Source organism: Pseudomonas sp. R5-89-07, from assembly GCF_003851685.1.
GTDB lineage: Bacteria > Pseudomonadota > Gammaproteobacteria > Pseudomonadales > Pseudomonadaceae > Aquipseudomonas.
Genome location: NZ_CP027727.1, coordinates 3,801,900 through 3,817,413, shown reverse-complemented (window position 1 = coordinate 3,817,413; position 15,514 = coordinate 3,801,900). Strand labels below are relative to the sequence as shown.

Genomic DNA, 15,514 nt, shown 5'->3' with positions numbered 1-15,514 from the left:
GCTCCCGCCGGGTGGGGCGCAGAGTGCCGATACACATAAAAAACCGCTTTCGAGGGCCCCACCATGTCGATCAACGACCGACTCACCGCGCACCTGAACCGGGGCACGGTGGGTTTCCCCACCGCGTTGGCCAGTACCATCGGCCTGATCATGGCAAGCCCGGTGATCCTCACCGCCACCATGGGCTTCGGTATCGGCGGCAGTGCCTTTGCCCTGGCGATGCTGATCGCCGTGGTGATGATGCTGGCCCAGGCCACCACGTTCGCCGAAGCCGCTTCGATCCTGCCCACCACCGGCTCGGTGTATGACTACATCAACTGCGGCATGGGGCGGTTCTTCGCGATCACCGGCACCTTGTCGGCCTACCTGATCGTGCATGTCTTCGCCGGCACCGCCGAGACCATCCTCGCCGGGGTGATGGCCCTGGTGAACTTCGAACACCTCAATACCCTGGCGCAATCCGCTGGCGGCTCGTGGTTGCTGGGCGTGGGTTTCGTGCTGGTGTTCGGTGTGCTGAATGCCTTTGGCGTCAGTGCGTTTGGCCGTGCTGAAATCATCCTGACCTTTGGCATGTGGACCACATTGATGGTGTTCGGCGTGCTGGGCCTGATCGCCGCGCCCGCCGTGCAGCTGGAGGGCTGGTTCGGTGCGTCACTGGTGGGTACTGACGTGATCACCGTGCTGTCGCTGGTGGGCATGGCGATGTTCATGTTCGTCGGCTGTGAGTTCGTCACGCCGCTGGCGCCGGATTTGCGCCAATCGGCCAAGGTCATGCCGCGTGCGATGATGCTCGGGTTGATGGGCGTCGCCAGCTGCATGTTCATCTACGGCGCGGCGATGAAGCGTCAGGTGGAAAACGTGGTACTCGACGCCGCGTCCGGCGTGCATCTGCTGGACACGCCCATGGCCATCCCCAGGTTCGCCGAACAGGTGATGGGGCAGGTCGGCCCGCTGTGGCTGGGGATCGGCTTTTTGTTCGCTGGCGCGGCGACCATCAACACCTTGATGGCCGGTGTCCCGCGCATTCTTTACGGCATGGCCGTGGACGGTGCGTTGCCCAAGGTGTTTACCTACCTGCACCCGCGTTTCAAGACGCCGCTGCTGTGCATCCTGGTGGCCATGCTGATTCCTTGTCTGCATGCACTGTACCTGGGCGGCAATACCGACAACATCATGCACCTGGTGCTGGCGGCGGTGTGCGCGTGGAGCTTTGCCTACCTGTTGGTGACACTGTCGGTGGTGATCCTGCGCATTCGCCGGCCGGATTTGCCACGGGCCTATCGCTCTCCCTGGTTCCCGCTGCCGCAGATCGTTTCAAGCATCGGCATTCTGCTGGGCATGTGGTTTATCACACCACCCGGAATGAACCCGGCCGACATCTACGTGCCCTTTGGCGTGATGCTGGGCGCCACGGCTACCTATGCACTGTTCTGGACGTTAGTGGTACAGAAGGTCAACCCTTTCAAGCCCGCTTGCGTAGAGGAGGTGTTGGCCAAGGAATTCAGCCACGAACCGGAGCATGCCCATGCAGGTCATAGCGACTTTGCGGCAAAAATTGTGTGAGCTGTTTTGCGCTGATCGAGCGCCGGCCGGGTATCGCCCAGGGGTGACCCTGGAGCGCTTGCGGCGTGGTCTGGGCCTGGCGGCGCTTGAAGTGGACGGCCTGGCATTCGAGATAGTCGAGCGCACCGAGTCGCAGTTGTTGATGCACCTGGTGATGACCGAGTTCATCTTGCGCGTGCCCACGTCCACCGGCGGGGCGGGGCGCTTCGAGGTGCACCATGGCGGCGCGATCCGGCGCACTGGCATTCGCGTGCGGCGTCGCACGGGGAACCAGGCGTTGGGCCGTGAATTGCACGCGCGCCTGCAGGTTGATAGCGCTTTATTCCAGGCACTGATGCCCCTTGATTTCAAGCGTTTGCGCATCGAACTGCAAGACCGGCAATGGTGCGTGCGCCTGGAACATATGGGCGGCAGTGAGGTGGTCAACCGCATGCCGGCGTTTCGGCGTTACATCGCCATAAGCCCTGCGCAGCGCGACCATTTGCTCGCGGCGCTGGCGGGCCTCAAGCGAGTGCTGGCACACCTCTGATTGGCATCATTAGTGCTTCTGCAAAGGGCAGACAGGTTGTGGTTGCGCGCATATAGATAACATGTTAACAACTGCGCCAGAACAACAAAAACAAGCCCTTGCGGAGACTCCCCATGAATACCTCACAACAGGCATACGACGGGCTCGACAGCTGGAACCGCGAACTGCGCGCCGCGTGCGGCCACTTCGACACGGAACTGGCGTTCAACCGCTCGTTGTTCATCGGCGAAATCCACAACCTGCCACGCGGCCTGGCTGTGCTGCGCACCAATGCCGGGCTGATCAAACGCCCAACGCACCATGCCGACCACGACAATGACCAAGAGTGTTTCCTGGTCAGCCAGCGCAGCGGTTATTCGCAGATTGCGCAGAACGGCCAGACCCTGCAACTGGCCCCTGGCGAGATGCTGTTGATGGACTCGGTGGGCTCCATTGAAATCACCCCCTTCGGCCTGATCGAACACGCCTCGCTGTCGCTGTCGCGCCCGCAGGTGTGCAAACATTTGGGGGGCGATGCGCGTGCCTTCGGCAAGATCTCCTCGACCAAAGCCTGCGGGCGCATGCTGCACGTGCTGATGGACCAGTTGTGCAAGGACAACACCGAGGATGGCGGTGGTGAAGTCGAGGCGCTGCAGTCAGCCTTCGTTTCGCTGCTCGGCTCGGCCCTGGAGCAGGGCGATGAAGGCCGTGAAGGCGTGGCGGCGCTGCACGGCAATAACCTGCGCAGCTATGTGCAGAAGGTTATCGACGAATCCCTCAGCCAGCCGGGTTTGAGCCCGGTCGCGCTGGCCAATCGCCTGAACATTTCGGTGCGCCATTTGTATCGTTTGTTCGAGGAGCAGGACGACAGCGTCTGCCGCTACATCCAGCGGGCCCGGCTCAAGCGCAGTGCCGATGACTTGGTCAACCCATTCCTGCGCAGTGAGTCGATCACCTCGATTGCCTACAAGTGGGGCTTTACCGACTCGGCGCACTTCAGCCGCTCATTCAAGAAACAGTTCGAGGTGTCGCCCAAAGACTTTCGCTCCAGCCGGTTACAGGCCGTTGGCGCATAAACAGGTTCTTCAAGAGGCACGAAATCCAATGTGGGAGGGGGCTTGCCCCCGATGGCGGTGTGTCAGTCACCTATGTACCGGCTGACACACCCTCATCGGGGGCAAGCCCCCTCCCACATTGACCGAGCTGAAATTTCAGACTTCCGGTAGGGTGGACCCACCGTCCACGACCAAAGTTTGCCCGGTGATATAGCCAGCCAGGTCGGACGCCAGAAACACCATCGCCCCGGCAATGTCCGCAGCCGTACCCAGGCGCCCCAATGGCACGCGACTGGCGATGCTGTCATTCAATGCGGCGTCGCCCAGGTTGCCCATCGCCGGGGTGGCGATCATGCCTGGTTCCACGCCATTGACCCGCACGTTCAGCGGCGCCAGTTCCAGTGCCGCATTGCGGATAAACCCATTGACCCCAGCCTTGGACGCCGCGTAGTGGCTCAGCCCTGGGTACGCCACCCGATTGCCGGTGACCGAAGACGTCACCAGCACGCAACCGCGCCGCTGCTGGCGAAACATCGGCAACGCCGCCTGGGTCAGCCAGAACAGCGCCGACAGGTTGACCGCCAAGGTGCGTTGCAGGATCGAAGGGGTGATGTCGGCAAACGTAGTCAGCGGAAAATACCCGGCGTTGTGCACCAGGATGTCCAAACGGGGCAACGCCTGAACGCACTCGAACACCGCCTCGCACTCCGCCAGGTCAACGCCCACGGCGTCCACCTGATAACCCTGTGCACGCAACGCGGCGGCGTGTTCTTCTGCTTGTTGAAGCTGGCGGTCGGCAATCACCACCCGCGCCCCGCGCTGGGCGAACGCCCGGACAATGCCCAGGCCGATCCCCTGGGCGCCACCGGTGACCAGCACTAACTGGCCGCTGAAATCCAGGTCAGGGCGCATGGGTAGACTCCAGTCGCGTGAAAGCCAAGGTGGGCACGTCGACAATGCTCGAGCCGCCGTCCGCCACCACAGTGGCGCCGGTGATGATCGACGCCTCACGGGAGGCCAGGAAACGACAGACCCTGGCGATCTCGTCGGCACGCGCCGCGCGCCGCAACGGCACATCCGCGCACACCCGGTCGTAGGCTTGCTGCAAGGTTTCGCCATACGCGTCCATCAAGGGTTGCATTTCCGCATCGGCCATCGGCGTCTGTACCCAGCCCGGGCACACCGCATTGACCCGTACGCCATGCGGCCCGTAGTCCCGCGCCAATGAACGATTGAGCCCGAGCAAGGCATGCTTGGCCGTGGTGTAGCCGCACACTTCGGGGCCCGCCGCCAGCGACGCGATGGAACCGATCAGGACGATGTTGCCGGCGCTTTCCTGCAACAGCGGCAGGCAGGCGCGGGCGCTGTAGAACGCGCTGTCCAGGTTGCTGCGCAGGGCGTCTGCCCAAGTGGCGGGGCTGGTGTGCGTGGCGCTGCCCAGGCCGTGACCACCGGCGCAGGCCAGCAGCACATCCAGGCCCCCGTGCTGCTTACGAACCTCTTGGATAAACCCGTCCCAGGTCGCAGGGCAGGCGGCATCGCCTACCAGCACCAGGCCACCGGTATCCCGCGCCACCTGTTCCAGCGGCTCACGGCGGCGGCCGACCAGCACCAGCCGCGCACCTTCCTCTGCATACAAACGGGCACAGGCGGCGCCGATACCGGTGCCGGCCCCGGTGATCAGCACCGTGCGCGGCTCAGTCACGGGGATACTCCGTGCGGTTGAGCACCTGGCAGTAGGAGCTGACCGGAAAGTTCGACAACGCATCGAACGTCGCCCCGGCATAGCCGAAGATCTTGCCGTCACTGCGGTGCTGCTGCAGGTCGATCAGCACCAGGCCGAGGGTCGGCACGATCTTTTCCTGCCACACGAACAGGTATAACTGCTCGGCGATCTTGTAGTAGTGGCAGCGATCGGTGTCGCACAGCCCTTGCTCCACGCCCTGTAAGCATTGCCAGGCATAGAATCGCTCGTTGAGGTAGATGTGTTCGTAAACTTCGCTGGGGCTGTAGCGATACAGGTTGCGCAGGCCCACCAGTTCGTCGGTGGGCGCGTGCAGGCAATGGCCAGCCTGCCACGGCCGGTCGAGGCTGCCGTGCAGGAAGTCGACGTGCACCGAGGTCAGCGGCTTGCCGGCCAGGGCACGGTGATAGAGGCCTTCATGGGTCGCGGCCTGCTCGGGTAACCGGCCGATCACGGCCGTGAATGAGCTATTCGGCGTATCCAGCACCAGGCTGATCGACCAGCTCTGCCCGGCTTCATGCTTGATGAAGTCCACCAGGTACAGGCCGGGCCGGATCGACGTGGCGCGGTAGGTCGCGCTGCCGCTGGAATGGCCGTCCGCCGCGTGCCAGGCCAGGCGCTCCTGCTCGAAACGGTGCTCGATCTGCCAGCCGTTGGAAAAATGCAGGGTAAACCGTTGGCCGGCCAGGTCGGCCAGGTTCGGCAGGATGAATGCATCAGGAGCGAAACCGTCGGCCAGGGCGCCTACGGTGATCCAGTCAGAGGCATGGGTCATGGCAGCGTCTCCTTACACGACGGCGAAATAGTGTTTGACGAAGCTTTCGCTGAGCACGTCCCACACCACTGGCGTGCCCTTGGTCACGAACCAGCTGTCGCCGGCTTTGTAGCGCGTGGACTGGCCGCTGGATTCATCGGTCAGCAGTACTTCACCGGTGACCACGGTGGCCTGTTCGCTGAACGGGTAGACCATACGGAATTTGCCCTGGGTGGTGCCGAAATAAGCGCTGCTGACGGGGTCGGTCGGCGCGCCGAAGGTCATCCTGCCAAAGGCACGTACGTCGCCTTCGAGGATCTCGCAGCCAAGGTCGGCCACGGTGCCCCAGGCGTCGAGGTCCGACAGCTGAACGTTGTTTTTCAGGGTGGTAAGGGTCATGGCAGATGCTCCTGATAAGTACAAGATTGCTGTAGGCGCGAGCTTGCTTGCGAAGAACGTCATGGCACTGCGGTTCCCGCAGAACATCTGCGTTATCGTTGACGTTTTTCGCAGGCAAGCCCGCTCCTACAAGGGTTAGCGGCGGCCGTTCCAGTAGCCGGACAGTTGGTGCCAGGATTTACCCGCCGTCAGCAGCAGGGGGCGCAATGCGTCCTTGCCGAGGATGGTCGGGCGGTGGATCGAGCTGACCAGGTCATAGCGCGCCGAGCCTTCGCTCATGCCTTCGGCCAGGACCTTGCAGATGATGTGGCTGGGGGTGACGCCAAAGCCCGAATACCCCTGCACGAAAAACGCATTGCTGCGCCCCGGCAACGTGCCGACCTGTGGGAACAGATTCGGGCTGCACGCCATCGGGCCACCCCAGGCAAGGTCGATTTTCACGTCCTTGAGGTAGGGGAAAATCTTCAGCATCAGGTTGCGGTTCCAGGCCTTCAGATCGCCGGGGATATGCTCTACCCATGGCGTCGCGGCGCCGAACAGCAGGCGATTTTCGTTGGTCACGCGGTAGTAATCGATGACTGGGCGAATGTCGCTGTAGGCCCCGCGAATCGGGCTGATGCGCTGGATCAGCTCCTCAGGCAAGGGCTCGGTCATCATCTGGAACGCATAGGTGTTGATGGTCGAGCGGTGCAGTTCGGGTTCCAGTTTGTTGAGGAAACTGTCGCAGGCCCACAGCAACTTGCTGGCGCGCACCGAGCCGCGCCCGGTACGCACGGTGATGCGCTCGCCGTAGCTGACTTCCAGGGCCGGGCTGTTCTCGAAGATCCGCACGCCGTGGCTGGCCAGCGCGGTGGCTTCGCCCAGCAACAGGTTCAGCGAGTGCACATGGCCGCCGCCCATATGGAGCAGGGCGCTGGTATAGGCGGTGGAGCCGATGATCTGTTGCACGTCCGAGCCACCGAGAAAACGGATCTCGTGCTGGCTGTTGACCGATTTGAAGTCTTTCTCCCAGGCGCGCAGGGTTTTTTCCTGGCGGGCGTTGAAGCCCATGTAGCCGTAGCCGTGGCAGAAGTCCGCATCGATGTTGTACTTGGCGATGCGGTTCTTGATGATGTCCGCGCCCAGGTCGCTGATCTCGAACACTTGGCGCAGGCCGTCTTCGCCGACGTCCTTCTTGATCTTTTCCAGGTCGTGGCCGATGCCCGCCATGATTTGCCCGCCGTTACGGCCGGTGCCGCCAAAGCCGAGGTAGCGGGCCTCGAGCACGACAATATTGGTGATGCCTTTTTCGGCCAGCTCCAGGGCCGTGTTGATCCCGGAAAAACCGCCGCCGATCACCACGACGTCGGCGTCGATATCCTGTTCCAGGGTCGGGAAGCTGAGGTTGTATTTCTTGGTGGCGGTGTAATACGTGGGGGTCTCGATGTTGATCATGGCGCAGCCTGGCAAAGTGAAGGAAGGCGCTGAAGCGGATGCCTCCATTAGGGGCCCTGGCGGGATGGAAGTCTTGATCGTGCCTGCCCGGTGTTTTGATTCAGCGCGCCACGGGCAGGCGCTTCCCACAAGTTATAGCGCGCTCGGCGCCCGGGAATGTTAGAGTTTCGTTAAATTATTAACTAAATACTTCGTGACCCTGATACCCATGTCCAAACCTCGACAATCCCTGACCCTGGCCCTGCTGCAAGCCCGCGAAGCGGCCATGAGTTTCTTCCGCCCCTCCTTGAACGAACACGGTTTGACCGAACAGCAGTGGCGCATCATCCGCATCCTCGAACAGCACGGTGAGCTGGAGATTTACCAACTGGCGGAACTGGCCTGCATCCTCAAACCGAGCATGACCGGCGTGCTGGTACGCATGGAAGCCGCCGGCATGGTGCACCGGCGCAAGGCCGAGCAGGACCAGCGCCGGGTATTGGTGACTTTGGCCGACAAGGGCAAGGCCAGTTTTGACTCCATGAGCCAGTGCATGGAGGCGAACTACCAGCGGTTGCAGGATCAGTTTGGCGAAGAGAAATTCCAGGCCTTGTTGGGGCTGCTGGATGACTTGAAGAACATCAAGCGATAAGACGGTCTCTTAAACACAACAGATCAAAGTGTGGGAGGGGGCTTGCCCCCGATGACGGTGTATCAGCGACACATAAGCTGGCTGACAGACTGCCATCGGGGGCAAGCCCCCTCCCACATTGGATATCAGTAGACTTCACCGGTGTGTACCGCCTCTGGAGTGCCTTTGAATTTCCCGGCCAAACTCTGCAACCCGCGCATCAATACGGTGGTATCCACGCCCACCGCCACATACGTCGCACCCAGCTCGATATAGCGCCGCGCCAGGCGTTCGTCGGCGCTGAGAATCCCCGCCGCCTTGCCGGACTGCACCACGCGCACGATGGCGTCCTCGATCGCGGCCTGCACCTCGGGGTGCCCGGGATTGCCGCGATGCCCGAGTGAGGCGCTCAAGTCCGCCGGGCCGATAAACACACCGTCTACACCTTCGACTGCGGCAATGGCGTCCAGGTTGGCCAGGCCTTGACGATTTTCAATCTGCACCAGCAGGCACATCTGTGCGTCGGCCTGGTCCAGGTAGCCGGGGACGGTATTCCAGCGCGACGCACGCGCCAGGGCACTGCCGACGCCTCGTATACCCTGTGGCGGATAGCGCATCGCGCGCACCAGTTCGCGGGCCTGTCCGGCGTTTTCCACCATGGGCACCAACAGCGTCTGGGCGCCGATATCCAGCAGTTGCTTGATCAAGGCGCTGTCGCCGATCACTGGGCGAATCAACGGCTGGCTGGGGTAGGGCGCCACCGCCTGCAATTGCGCAAGCATCGCCGGCAACGGATTGGGCGCGTGTTCACCGTCGATCAGCAGCCAGTCGAAACCGGCGTTGGCCGCCAGCTCCGCAGAGTAGGCGTCGGCGAGGCCGAGCCACAGGCCGATCTGTACCTCGCCGCGGAGCAGGCGTTGTTTGAAGCGGTTGAGGGGCATGTCCATGACGGTTCTCCAGGTTCAGACGAAGCGGCAGGCAATCGACCCGAGCAGGTCGTAATCCACATGGAAGGTGTCGCCCGCCCGCGCAGCCACCGGCCGGGTAAACGAGCCGCCGAGGATGACCTGGCCCGGTAGCAGGGTCACGTCGTAGGGCGCCAGTTTGTTGGCCAGCCAGGCCACGCCCTTGGCCGGGTGGTTGAGCACCGCCGCCGACACGCCGGACTCTTCGATCACGCCATTGCGGTACAGCACCGCCGGCACTTTGCGCAGGTCGATATCGGTGGGTCGCACGGCGCGGCCACCGAGCACCACCCCGGCATTGGCGGCGTTATCGGAAATGGTATCGAACACCTTGCGTGTGGCGTTGCTCTGCGGGTCGACCTGCTGGATGCGCGCGTCGATGATTTCCAGTGCCGGAATCACCCATTCGGTGGCGTCCAACACGTCGAACACCGTGCAATTCGGGCCTTTGAGTGGCTTGCCGAGGATAAACGCCAGCTCCACTTCCACCCGCGGCACGATGAAACGCTCGAAGGGAATATCGCTGCCTTCGTCGAAAAACATGTCATCGAGCAGGACGCCGTAGTCAGGCTCGGTGATGTTCGATGACACCTGCATGGCCCGCGACGTGAGGCCGATCTTGTGACCTTTTACGGTGCGCCCGTTCTTGATCTTCTGGGCCACCCAGGCGCGCTGAATGGCATACGCGTCGTCAAGCGTGATAGCGGGATAGTCGAGGGAAAACTGACGCACCTGTTCGCGGCTGCGTTCGGCACGGTCCAACCGGGCGGCGGCGGCGAGGATTTGCGAGGAGTCGAGCATGGCAACGGTCTCTAGTGTGGGTTGACAATGGCGGCATGGGTGCGCAGCACCAGCAGGCCACCGAGGGCGATGAACAGGGCGAGCAGGTACAGCGCCAGGCTGGCGCTCTGGGTGGCGTCGCGCACCCAGCCGATCAGGTACGGCGCGAGGAATGCGGCGATGCTGCCGAACGAGCTGATCATGGCGATACCGGCGGCCTGGGTGGTGTTGGAGAGAAATGCCGGCGGCAATTGCCAGAACATCGGCAGCGCCGCGCTGGCGCCCATGCCGGCGAGCACCAGGCCACCCATCACCAGCAGCGGGTTGCCCGGCGCCAGGCCCGTCACGGCAATGCCGAGCGCCGCCATCAATAGCGGCACACACAGGTGCCAGCGACGTTCGCGGTGGCGGTCGGACGAGCGTCCGCAACCGAGCATGAAAAAGCAGCCGGCCAGGTACGGCACAGCACTGAGCAGGCCCACCTGGCTGTCGCGGCCGATACCGGCGCCGTGGATCAGGCTGGGCATCCAGAACGCCAGGGTGTTGACCGCCAGCATCACCGCGAAGTACACCGCCACCAGCAGCCACACCTGCCGGTCGCGTAGAATGCCGCGGAACGAAGTGATGGTCTTGCGTTGTTCTTCATGGCTGAGCTGCTCGCGCAACTGCTGTTTTTGCTCGCGGCTCAACCAGTTCACCGAATCGAAACTGTCCGGCAACCACTTGAGCACCACCAGCCCCAGCAAGACCACCGGCGCGCCTTCGATCAAAAACATCCACTGCCAGCCGCGCAGGCTGCCCACGTCATGAAAGTTCTCCAGGATCGCCCCGGAAATCGGCCCGCCCAGCACCCCGGCCATCGGCACCGCAATCGCGAACAGCGCAGTGACCTGACCGCGACGGCGGGCCGGGTACCAACGGTTGAGCAACACCAGGATGCCGGGAAAAAAACCGGCCTCGGCCACCCCGAGTAAAAAGCGCAGGACATAAAAGCCGCGCGCGCTCTCCACCCACATCATGCCGGTCGACAACAGGCCCCACACCACCATCAGGCTGGCGATCCAGCGCCTTGGCCCGACGCGGTCCAGTGCCATGTTGCTGGGTACGCCGAACAACGCATAGGCAATGAAGAACAGTCCGGCGCCGAACCCGTACACCGTGTCGCTCAAGTGCAGGTCATTGCTCATCTGCATCTTGGCGAAACCGATGTTGATACGGTCCAGATGGGCGAACAGGTAACACACCAGCAACAGGGGCATCAGGCGCCAGGTCACTAAACGATGGGTGCGGTCGTGCTCGGCAAGCCGCAGGCTTGCAGTGGAATTGGCTGTGCTCATGATGTTGTACTTTTTGTTTGAGTGGCCGTGAAGGGGGCGTTTCAGCCCGCCGGATGGTTCAGGAACGCATGTACGTTGTTCTGCTTGAAGTTGAGCTGCGGGTGCAGTTCGATCACCTCGAACGACAGGGCCAGCAAGCGCTGCGCCTGCAGTTCGGCGAAGTGGTCGGTGATTACCGCGAACAACGCTTGGGCAACCGCTTGGCGTGTGGCCTGGTCGCGGCCATGACCGACCTTGAGGGTCATGTGCACGAAGGCGTAATCATGCTTGCCGTCGGCCATGCGCCACGTGTCCAGGCGCACACCGCGACTGCGAATGCCGGCCAACGGAAACACGCCACTGTCGCCCAGCACGCGGTGGATTTTTTCAAACAGGCCGGGCAGGTCGGCCTGTTGCTCGATGTTGTCGGTGTACTCGGCAATAAAGTGCGGCATGGGTTGCTCCCAGGGTCACAGCGGGAAAATCGCATTGATCTGGCCGGTGCCCGAGCTGCCGAACGGCGGCGTGATGATCTCGGCCGGCTGGGCATACTCCGGCCCGCCCAACAGGCCCAGCAGCATCGCGGTGTCGTGCATCTTGCCTTCGCCGAAGCAGTGTTCGGCGTAGTCGGGCAGCATGGCGCAGAACTCCTTGAAGCGACCTTGCTTCCACATGTCCACCACATGCAGGTCCATCTGCTTGTCGAATTCGCGGGTCCAGTTGTGGATATTCGCTTCGGCCTGGCGGTCATCGGAGAAGCGGTGGGACAGCGAGCCCGACGCCAAGACCAACACCTTGCGCTCGCTTTTCTCGATCGCCCGGCGCACGGCGGCGCCGAAGGCGAAGCTGTCTTCCAGGCGATGCCAGGCGCACCACGCGGCGATGGAAATCACCTGGAATTTCTCCGCGTCAGGCACGCCCATGTGCATGTAGCGCATCGGTACCAGCGTGCCGTATTCCAGCTCCAGGCTCGGAATGTTATGGGCCATGCTGCGCACCCCGGCCAGGTTGGCTTCGGCGGCGATCAACTCGCCCAGTTCGGGGCAACCTGGGTAGGCGTAGTCCATGTTCTTGATGAAGTGCGGCAGCTCGTTGCTGGTGTAGGTGCCCTGGAACTGCGCGCCGCAGTTGACGTGGTAACCGCTGTTGACCAGCCAGTGCACGTCGAACACCACCGCCGTATCCGCGCCCAGCTCGCGGGCCCTTCGGCCGATTTCCTTATGGCCGGCAATCGCTGCTTCGCGACAGCCGTGATGCTTGCCGGGCAATTCCGACAGGTACATCGACGGTACGTGGCAGATCTTCGCCGCCAGGACCACTTCGCCCATGATGATTCTCCTGAATAATTATTCTTGTAAGGCCGACGCCCACAGCAAGCACGCCTGTTCGGGACCTAAATACCCCAACGCGGAATGTGATGACTGCCCATGGAAATACACACGTTCTTGATCTCGGCAAACACTTCAAAACTGTATTGGCCGCCTTCACGCCCGGTGCCGGAGCCTTTGACCCCGCCGAACGGCTGGCGCAGGTCGCGCACGTTCTGGCTGTTGATAAATACCATGCCCGCTTCGATACCGCGCGCCAGGCGGTGGGCCTTGCCGATGTCCTGGGTCCAGATGTAGGAAGCCAGGCCGTACTCGGTGTCGTTGGCCAACTGCAGCGCCTGGGCTTCATCCTTGAACGGTATCAGGCACACCACCGGGCCGAAGATCTCTTCCTGGGCGATGCGCATGCGGTTATCCACATCGGCAAACACCGTCGGTTGGATGAACTGGCCTTTGCTCAAGTGCGCCGGCAGGTTGGCCGGGCGCTCCAGGCCGCCGGCGAGCAGGGTGGCGCCTTCCTCGAGCCCGATCCTGATGTAGCCGGTGACCTTGTCATAGTGCGCCTGGGTAATCATCGAGCCGACCTGGGTGTTGGGGTCCTGCGGATCACCGACGACCAGGCGCTTGGCACGGGCTGCGAACTCGGCGACGAACTGCGGGTAGACGCTCTCCTGGATGAAGATCCGGCTGCCGGCGGTGCAGCGTTCGCCATTCAGCGAAAAGATGGTGAACAGCGCAGCGTCAAGGGCGCGCTCCAGGTCGGCGTCCTCGAAGATCAACACCGGCGATTTGCCGCCCAGTTCCATGGAGTATTTTTTCAGGCCGGCGGTCTGCATGATTTTCTTGCCGGTGGCGGTGCCGCCGGTGAAGGAAATCGCGCGCACATCCGGGTGGCGCACCAGGGCGTCGCCAGCGGTGGCGCCGTAGCCCTGGATCACATTGAGCACGCCGTTGGGAATCCCGGCTTCCACCGCCAGGCGCCCCAGTTCATTGGCCGTCAGCGGCGACAGTTCCGACATTTTCAACACCGCCGTATTACCCAACGCCAGGCACGGCGCGGTCTTCCAGGTGGCGGTCATGAACGGCACGTTCCAGGGCGACACCAAGCCGCACACGCCCACCGGCTGGTAGAGGGTGTAGTTGAGCATCTGGTCGTCCACCGGGTAACTGTGGCCGTCCATGCGCGTGCAGACTTCGGCGAAGAAATCGAAGTTGTGCGAGGCACGCGGGATCAATACGTTCCTGGTCTGGTGGATCGGCAGGCCGGTGTCGAGGGTCTCCAGCTCAGCCAGGCGCGGCACGTTCTGTTCGATCAGTTCACCCAGCTTGCGCATCAGGCGTGCGCGTTCCCTGGCCGGCGTGTTGGCCCACTTGGGAAAGGCTTCTTTGGCCGCCGCAACGGCCTGCGCCACTTCCTCGGGCCCGCCGCTGGCGACTTCGCCGATGGCCTCGCCGGTGGCGGGGTTGTAGTTGATGAAAGTGTCTTTGCTCTCGACCTCACGGCCATTGATCCAATGTTTGATCATGCTGCTCACGCCTCTTTTCGCACGGAGAAGAACTCCGTCTCGCTGACAATCCGGTTGACCAGGCGACCCACGCCTTCGACTTCCACCACCACTTCATCGCCGGGCACTACATCGGCCAGGCCTTCGGGCGTGCCGGTGGCGATCATGTCGCCGGGTTGCAGGGTCATGAAGCTGGACAGGTATTCGATGAGGTAGGGGATATCGAAAATCATGTCTTGGGTGCTGCCTTGCTGGCGCAACTCGCCGTTGATCCAGGTGCGCAACGTCAAGTTGCCGGGGTCGGGTACATTCGCCACATCAACGATCCACGGGCCGACCGGGGTGGTGGCGTCGCGGTTTTTCACGCGCAGGTTGGGGCGGTAGTAGTTTTCCAGGTAGTCGCGGATCGCATAGTCGTTGCACACCGTATAGCCGGCCAGGTAATCCAGGGCGTCGGCGCGCTTGACGTTGCGTGCGGTCTTACCGATGACCGCCACCAGTTCGCACTCGTAGTGCATGTAGGCGACGTGGTCCGGGCGCCACGTGACCTCGCGATGGCCGGTGCAGGTGCCGAACGACTTGATGAACACCAGCGGTTCGGCGGGCGGGGCGAAGGCCAATTCGGCGGCATGGTCGGCATAATTCAAGCCGAGGGCGAACAGGGTGCCGGTGGCCGGTGGCAGCCATTGCACCTGTGCTTCGGCGAGCAAGCGACCGTCGTTCAGGCGCACAGCATTGTTCGCCTCGACCTGCACGGAGTGGATTTGCCCGTCAAAACGGATACGCGCGCGCTTCATGACAATCCCTCCGCCTGCACCGTGTTGGCCAGGCGACCGACGCCGGCGATTTCGACTTCAACCCTGTCCCCAGGCTGCACATCCACGCGACCTTCCGGTGTGCCGGTAATCAGCACGTCGCCGGGGTACAGGGTCATGAATTCGCTGATCTGGGCGATCAATTGCGGGATATCGCGCACCCAGTGGGCGGTGGTGTTTTGCTGGCGCAGTTCGCCGTTGACGAACAGCTTCAGGCTTAGCTGATTGGGGTTGGCGACCTGATCGCGTGGGACCAGCTCCGGCCCGATGGCACACAACCCATCGCGGCATTTGGCTTTGATAGCGGGGCGGTAGTAGCTGTCTTCCGGCAGGCTGAACTCATTCACCACCACGTACCCGGCCACGTGGGCCATGGCATTGTCCAGGCTGACGCGGCTGGCTCGCTGGCCGATCACCACACCCAGCGCCGGGCCCGGTTGCAGGCGTTCGCCCCGGGGGTGCGGCACCACGCCGCCGTGCCGGTTGCGTGTATTCGGGGTTTTGATGAACAGCACCGGCTGGGTCGGTGGCTTCTGGTAGGGCGCCTGCTGGAAGGCGGCGAGATGCTGATCCAGCAGGCCCTGGTAGTTCAGCGCAACGCCGAGCAGGGTGCCGTTGGCAACATCGTGCAGGGTACGACTCATGCGTTTCTCCTGGCGGTGGCGACTGCTGCATAGGCAGTTCGTTAAGTTGTTAACGTTATAATTAATATGTTAACTACCGTCAAGCGTGGCAGAA

Annotated in this window: 17 protein-coding genes; 4 read left to right on the top strand and 13 right to left on the bottom strand. The window is 62.6% G+C overall.

Going from position 1 to position 15,514, the window contains the following annotated elements:
• Window positions 1-63: 63 nt before the first annotated feature.
• The 3 genes from C4J94_RS17390 to feaR all read left to right on the top strand — a co-directional run bounded on the left by C4J94_RS17390 (window position 64) and on the right by feaR (window position 3,147).
• A complete protein-coding gene (locus C4J94_RS17390; RefSeq protein ID WP_124387308.1) occupies window positions 64-1,563 on the top strand; it encodes an APC family permease in 1,500 nt (499 codons plus the stop codon).
• Window positions 1,526-2,092: a DUF3156 family protein gene (locus C4J94_RS17385; protein ID WP_124387307.1), complete on the top strand. Its 567-nt coding sequence runs from the start codon at window positions 1,526-1,528 to the stop codon at window positions 2,090-2,092. Before C4J94_RS17390 ends, C4J94_RS17385 begins: the two co-directional genes overlap by 38 nt.
• Window positions 2,093-2,205: 113 nt before the next feature.
• Window positions 2,206-3,147 carry a transcriptional regulator FeaR gene (gene feaR / locus C4J94_RS17380; protein WP_124387306.1) on the top strand — a complete coding sequence of 314 codons (942 nt, stop codon included), beginning with the start codon at window positions 2,206-2,208 and terminating at the stop codon, window positions 3,145-3,147.
• Between the two features lie 135 nt (window positions 3,148-3,282).
• On the opposite strand, the gene C4J94_RS17375 is transcribed toward feaR, so the two are convergent.
• The 5 genes from C4J94_RS17375 to C4J94_RS17355 form a co-directional block, all read right to left on the bottom strand.
• The gene (locus C4J94_RS17375) at window positions 3,283-4,038 is read right to left on the bottom strand and encodes an SDR family oxidoreductase (RefSeq protein WP_124387305.1); all 756 of its coding nucleotides are present in this window, start codon (window positions 4,036-4,038) and stop codon (window positions 3,283-3,285) included.
• Window positions 4,028-4,831 (bottom strand): SDR family NAD(P)-dependent oxidoreductase, encoded by an 804-nt coding sequence (locus C4J94_RS17370; RefSeq protein ID WP_124387304.1) that lies wholly within the window; start codon window positions 4,829-4,831, stop codon window positions 4,028-4,030. Before C4J94_RS17370 ends, C4J94_RS17375 begins: the two co-directional genes overlap by 11 nt.
• Window positions 4,824-5,645, bottom strand: coding sequence for a molybdenum cofactor biosynthesis F family protein (locus C4J94_RS17365; RefSeq protein ID WP_124387303.1), 822 nt, complete (start codon window positions 5,643-5,645; stop codon window positions 4,824-4,826). The genes C4J94_RS17370 and C4J94_RS17365 overlap by 8 nt, the downstream gene beginning before the upstream one ends.
• Before the next feature lie 12 nt (window positions 5,646-5,657).
• Window positions 5,658-6,023: a cupin domain-containing protein gene (locus tag C4J94_RS17360; RefSeq protein WP_124387302.1), complete on the bottom strand. Its 366-nt coding sequence runs from the start codon at window positions 6,021-6,023 to the stop codon at window positions 5,658-5,660.
• Window positions 6,024-6,158: 135 nt separating this feature from the next.
• Window positions 6,159-7,457, bottom strand: a complete 1,299-nt coding sequence (locus C4J94_RS17355) for an FAD-binding oxidoreductase (protein ID WP_124387301.1) — start codon at window positions 7,455-7,457, stop codon at window positions 6,159-6,161.
• Window positions 7,458-7,665: 208 nt separating this feature from the next.
• Here C4J94_RS17355 and hpaR point away from each other — a divergent pair, with 208 nt between their 5' ends.
• Window positions 7,666-8,088 (top strand): homoprotocatechuate degradation operon regulator HpaR, encoded by a 423-nt coding sequence (gene hpaR / locus C4J94_RS17350; protein ID WP_124387300.1) that lies wholly within the window; start codon window positions 7,666-7,668, stop codon window positions 8,086-8,088.
• Window positions 8,089-8,213: 125 nt separating this feature from the next.
• On the opposite strand, the gene hpaI is transcribed toward hpaR, so the two are convergent.
• From hpaI to C4J94_RS17310, 8 genes are all read right to left on the bottom strand, one after another.
• Complete coding sequence (gene hpaI / locus C4J94_RS17345; RefSeq protein ID WP_124387299.1) at window positions 8,214-9,014, bottom strand: 4-hydroxy-2-oxoheptanedioate aldolase; 801 nt, start codon at window positions 9,012-9,014, stop codon at window positions 8,214-8,216.
• A gap of 15 nt (window positions 9,015-9,029) precedes the next feature.
• Window positions 9,030-9,833 carry a 2-oxo-hept-4-ene-1,7-dioate hydratase gene (hpaH, locus tag C4J94_RS17340; protein ID WP_124387298.1) on the bottom strand — a complete coding sequence of 268 codons (804 nt, stop codon included), beginning with the start codon at window positions 9,831-9,833 and terminating at the stop codon, window positions 9,030-9,032.
• 11 nt (window positions 9,834-9,844) lie between these two features.
• A complete protein-coding gene (locus C4J94_RS17335; protein WP_124387297.1) occupies window positions 9,845-11,149 on the bottom strand; it encodes an MFS transporter in 1,305 nt (434 codons plus the stop codon).
• 41 nt (window positions 11,150-11,190) lie between these two features.
• Complete coding sequence (locus tag C4J94_RS17330; protein WP_124387296.1) at window positions 11,191-11,583, bottom strand: 5-carboxymethyl-2-hydroxymuconate Delta-isomerase; 393 nt, start codon at window positions 11,581-11,583, stop codon at window positions 11,191-11,193.
• 15 nt (window positions 11,584-11,598) lie between these two features.
• Window positions 11,599-12,456, bottom strand: coding sequence for a 3,4-dihydroxyphenylacetate 2,3-dioxygenase (hpaD, locus tag C4J94_RS17325; RefSeq protein WP_124387295.1), 858 nt, complete (start codon window positions 12,454-12,456; stop codon window positions 11,599-11,601).
• Window positions 12,457-12,521: 65 nt separating this feature from the next.
• On the bottom strand, window positions 12,522-13,982 hold the full coding sequence (gene hpaE / locus C4J94_RS17320) for a 5-carboxymethyl-2-hydroxymuconate semialdehyde dehydrogenase (protein ID WP_124387294.1): 1,461 nt from the start codon (window positions 13,980-13,982) through the stop codon (window positions 12,522-12,524).
• Between the two features lie 5 nt (window positions 13,983-13,987).
• Window positions 13,988-14,758: a fumarylacetoacetate hydrolase family protein gene (locus C4J94_RS17315; RefSeq protein WP_124387293.1), complete on the bottom strand. Its 771-nt coding sequence runs from the start codon at window positions 14,756-14,758 to the stop codon at window positions 13,988-13,990.
• Complete coding sequence (locus tag C4J94_RS17310) at window positions 14,755-15,420, bottom strand: fumarylacetoacetate hydrolase family protein (protein WP_124387292.1); 666 nt, start codon at window positions 15,418-15,420, stop codon at window positions 14,755-14,757. The genes C4J94_RS17315 and C4J94_RS17310 overlap by 4 nt, the downstream gene beginning before the upstream one ends.
• Window positions 15,421-15,514: the final 94 nt, after the last annotated feature.

Bases quoted from the DNA above. Each gene is read 5' to 3' on its own strand.
- C4J94_RS17375 (WP_124387305.1), bottom strand. From the start codon at position 4,038: ATGCGCCCTGACCTGGATTTCAGCGGCCAGTTAGTGCTGGTCACCGGT.
- C4J94_RS17360 (WP_124387302.1), bottom strand. From the start codon at position 6,023: ATGACCCTTACCACCCTGAAAAACAACGTTCAGCTGTCGGACCTCGAC.
- C4J94_RS17315 (WP_124387293.1), bottom strand. From the start codon at position 14,758: ATGAAGCGCGCGCGTATCCGTTTTGACGGGCAAATCCACTCCGTGCAG.
- C4J94_RS17310 (WP_124387292.1), bottom strand. From the start codon at position 15,420: ATGAGTCGTACCCTGCACGATGTTGCCAACGGCACCCTGCTCGGCGTT.
- C4J94_RS17390 (WP_124387308.1), top strand. From the start codon at position 64: ATGTCGATCAACGACCGACTCACCGCGCACCTGAACCGGGGCACGGTG.
- hpaE (WP_124387294.1), bottom strand. From the start codon at position 13,982: ATGATCAAACATTGGATCAATGGCCGTGAGGTCGAGAGCAAAGACACT.
- C4J94_RS17385 (WP_124387307.1), top strand. From the start codon at position 1,526: ATGCAGGTCATAGCGACTTTGCGGCAAAAATTGTGTGAGCTGTTTTGC.
- C4J94_RS17335 (WP_124387297.1), bottom strand. From the start codon at position 11,149: ATGAGCACAGCCAATTCCACTGCAAGCCTGCGGCTTGCCGAGCACGAC.
- hpaH (WP_124387298.1), bottom strand. From the start codon at position 9,833: ATGCTCGACTCCTCGCAAATCCTCGCCGCCGCCGCCCGGTTGGACCGT.
- C4J94_RS17330 (WP_124387296.1), bottom strand. From the start codon at position 11,583: ATGCCGCACTTTATTGCCGAGTACACCGACAACATCGAGCAACAGGCC.
- C4J94_RS17365 (WP_124387303.1), bottom strand. From the start codon at position 5,645: ATGACCCATGCCTCTGACTGGATCACCGTAGGCGCCCTGGCCGACGGT.
- hpaD (WP_124387295.1), bottom strand. From the start codon at position 12,456: ATGGGCGAAGTGGTCCTGGCGGCGAAGATCTGCCACGTACCGTCGATG.
- C4J94_RS17355 (WP_124387301.1), bottom strand. From the start codon at position 7,457: ATGATCAACATCGAGACCCCCACGTATTACACCGCCACCAAGAAATAC.
- hpaR (WP_124387300.1), top strand. From the start codon at position 7,666: ATGTCCAAACCTCGACAATCCCTGACCCTGGCCCTGCTGCAAGCCCGC.
- feaR (WP_124387306.1), top strand. From the start codon at position 2,206: ATGAATACCTCACAACAGGCATACGACGGGCTCGACAGCTGGAACCGC.
- hpaI (WP_124387299.1), bottom strand. From the start codon at position 9,014: ATGGACATGCCCCTCAACCGCTTCAAACAACGCCTGCTCCGCGGCGAG.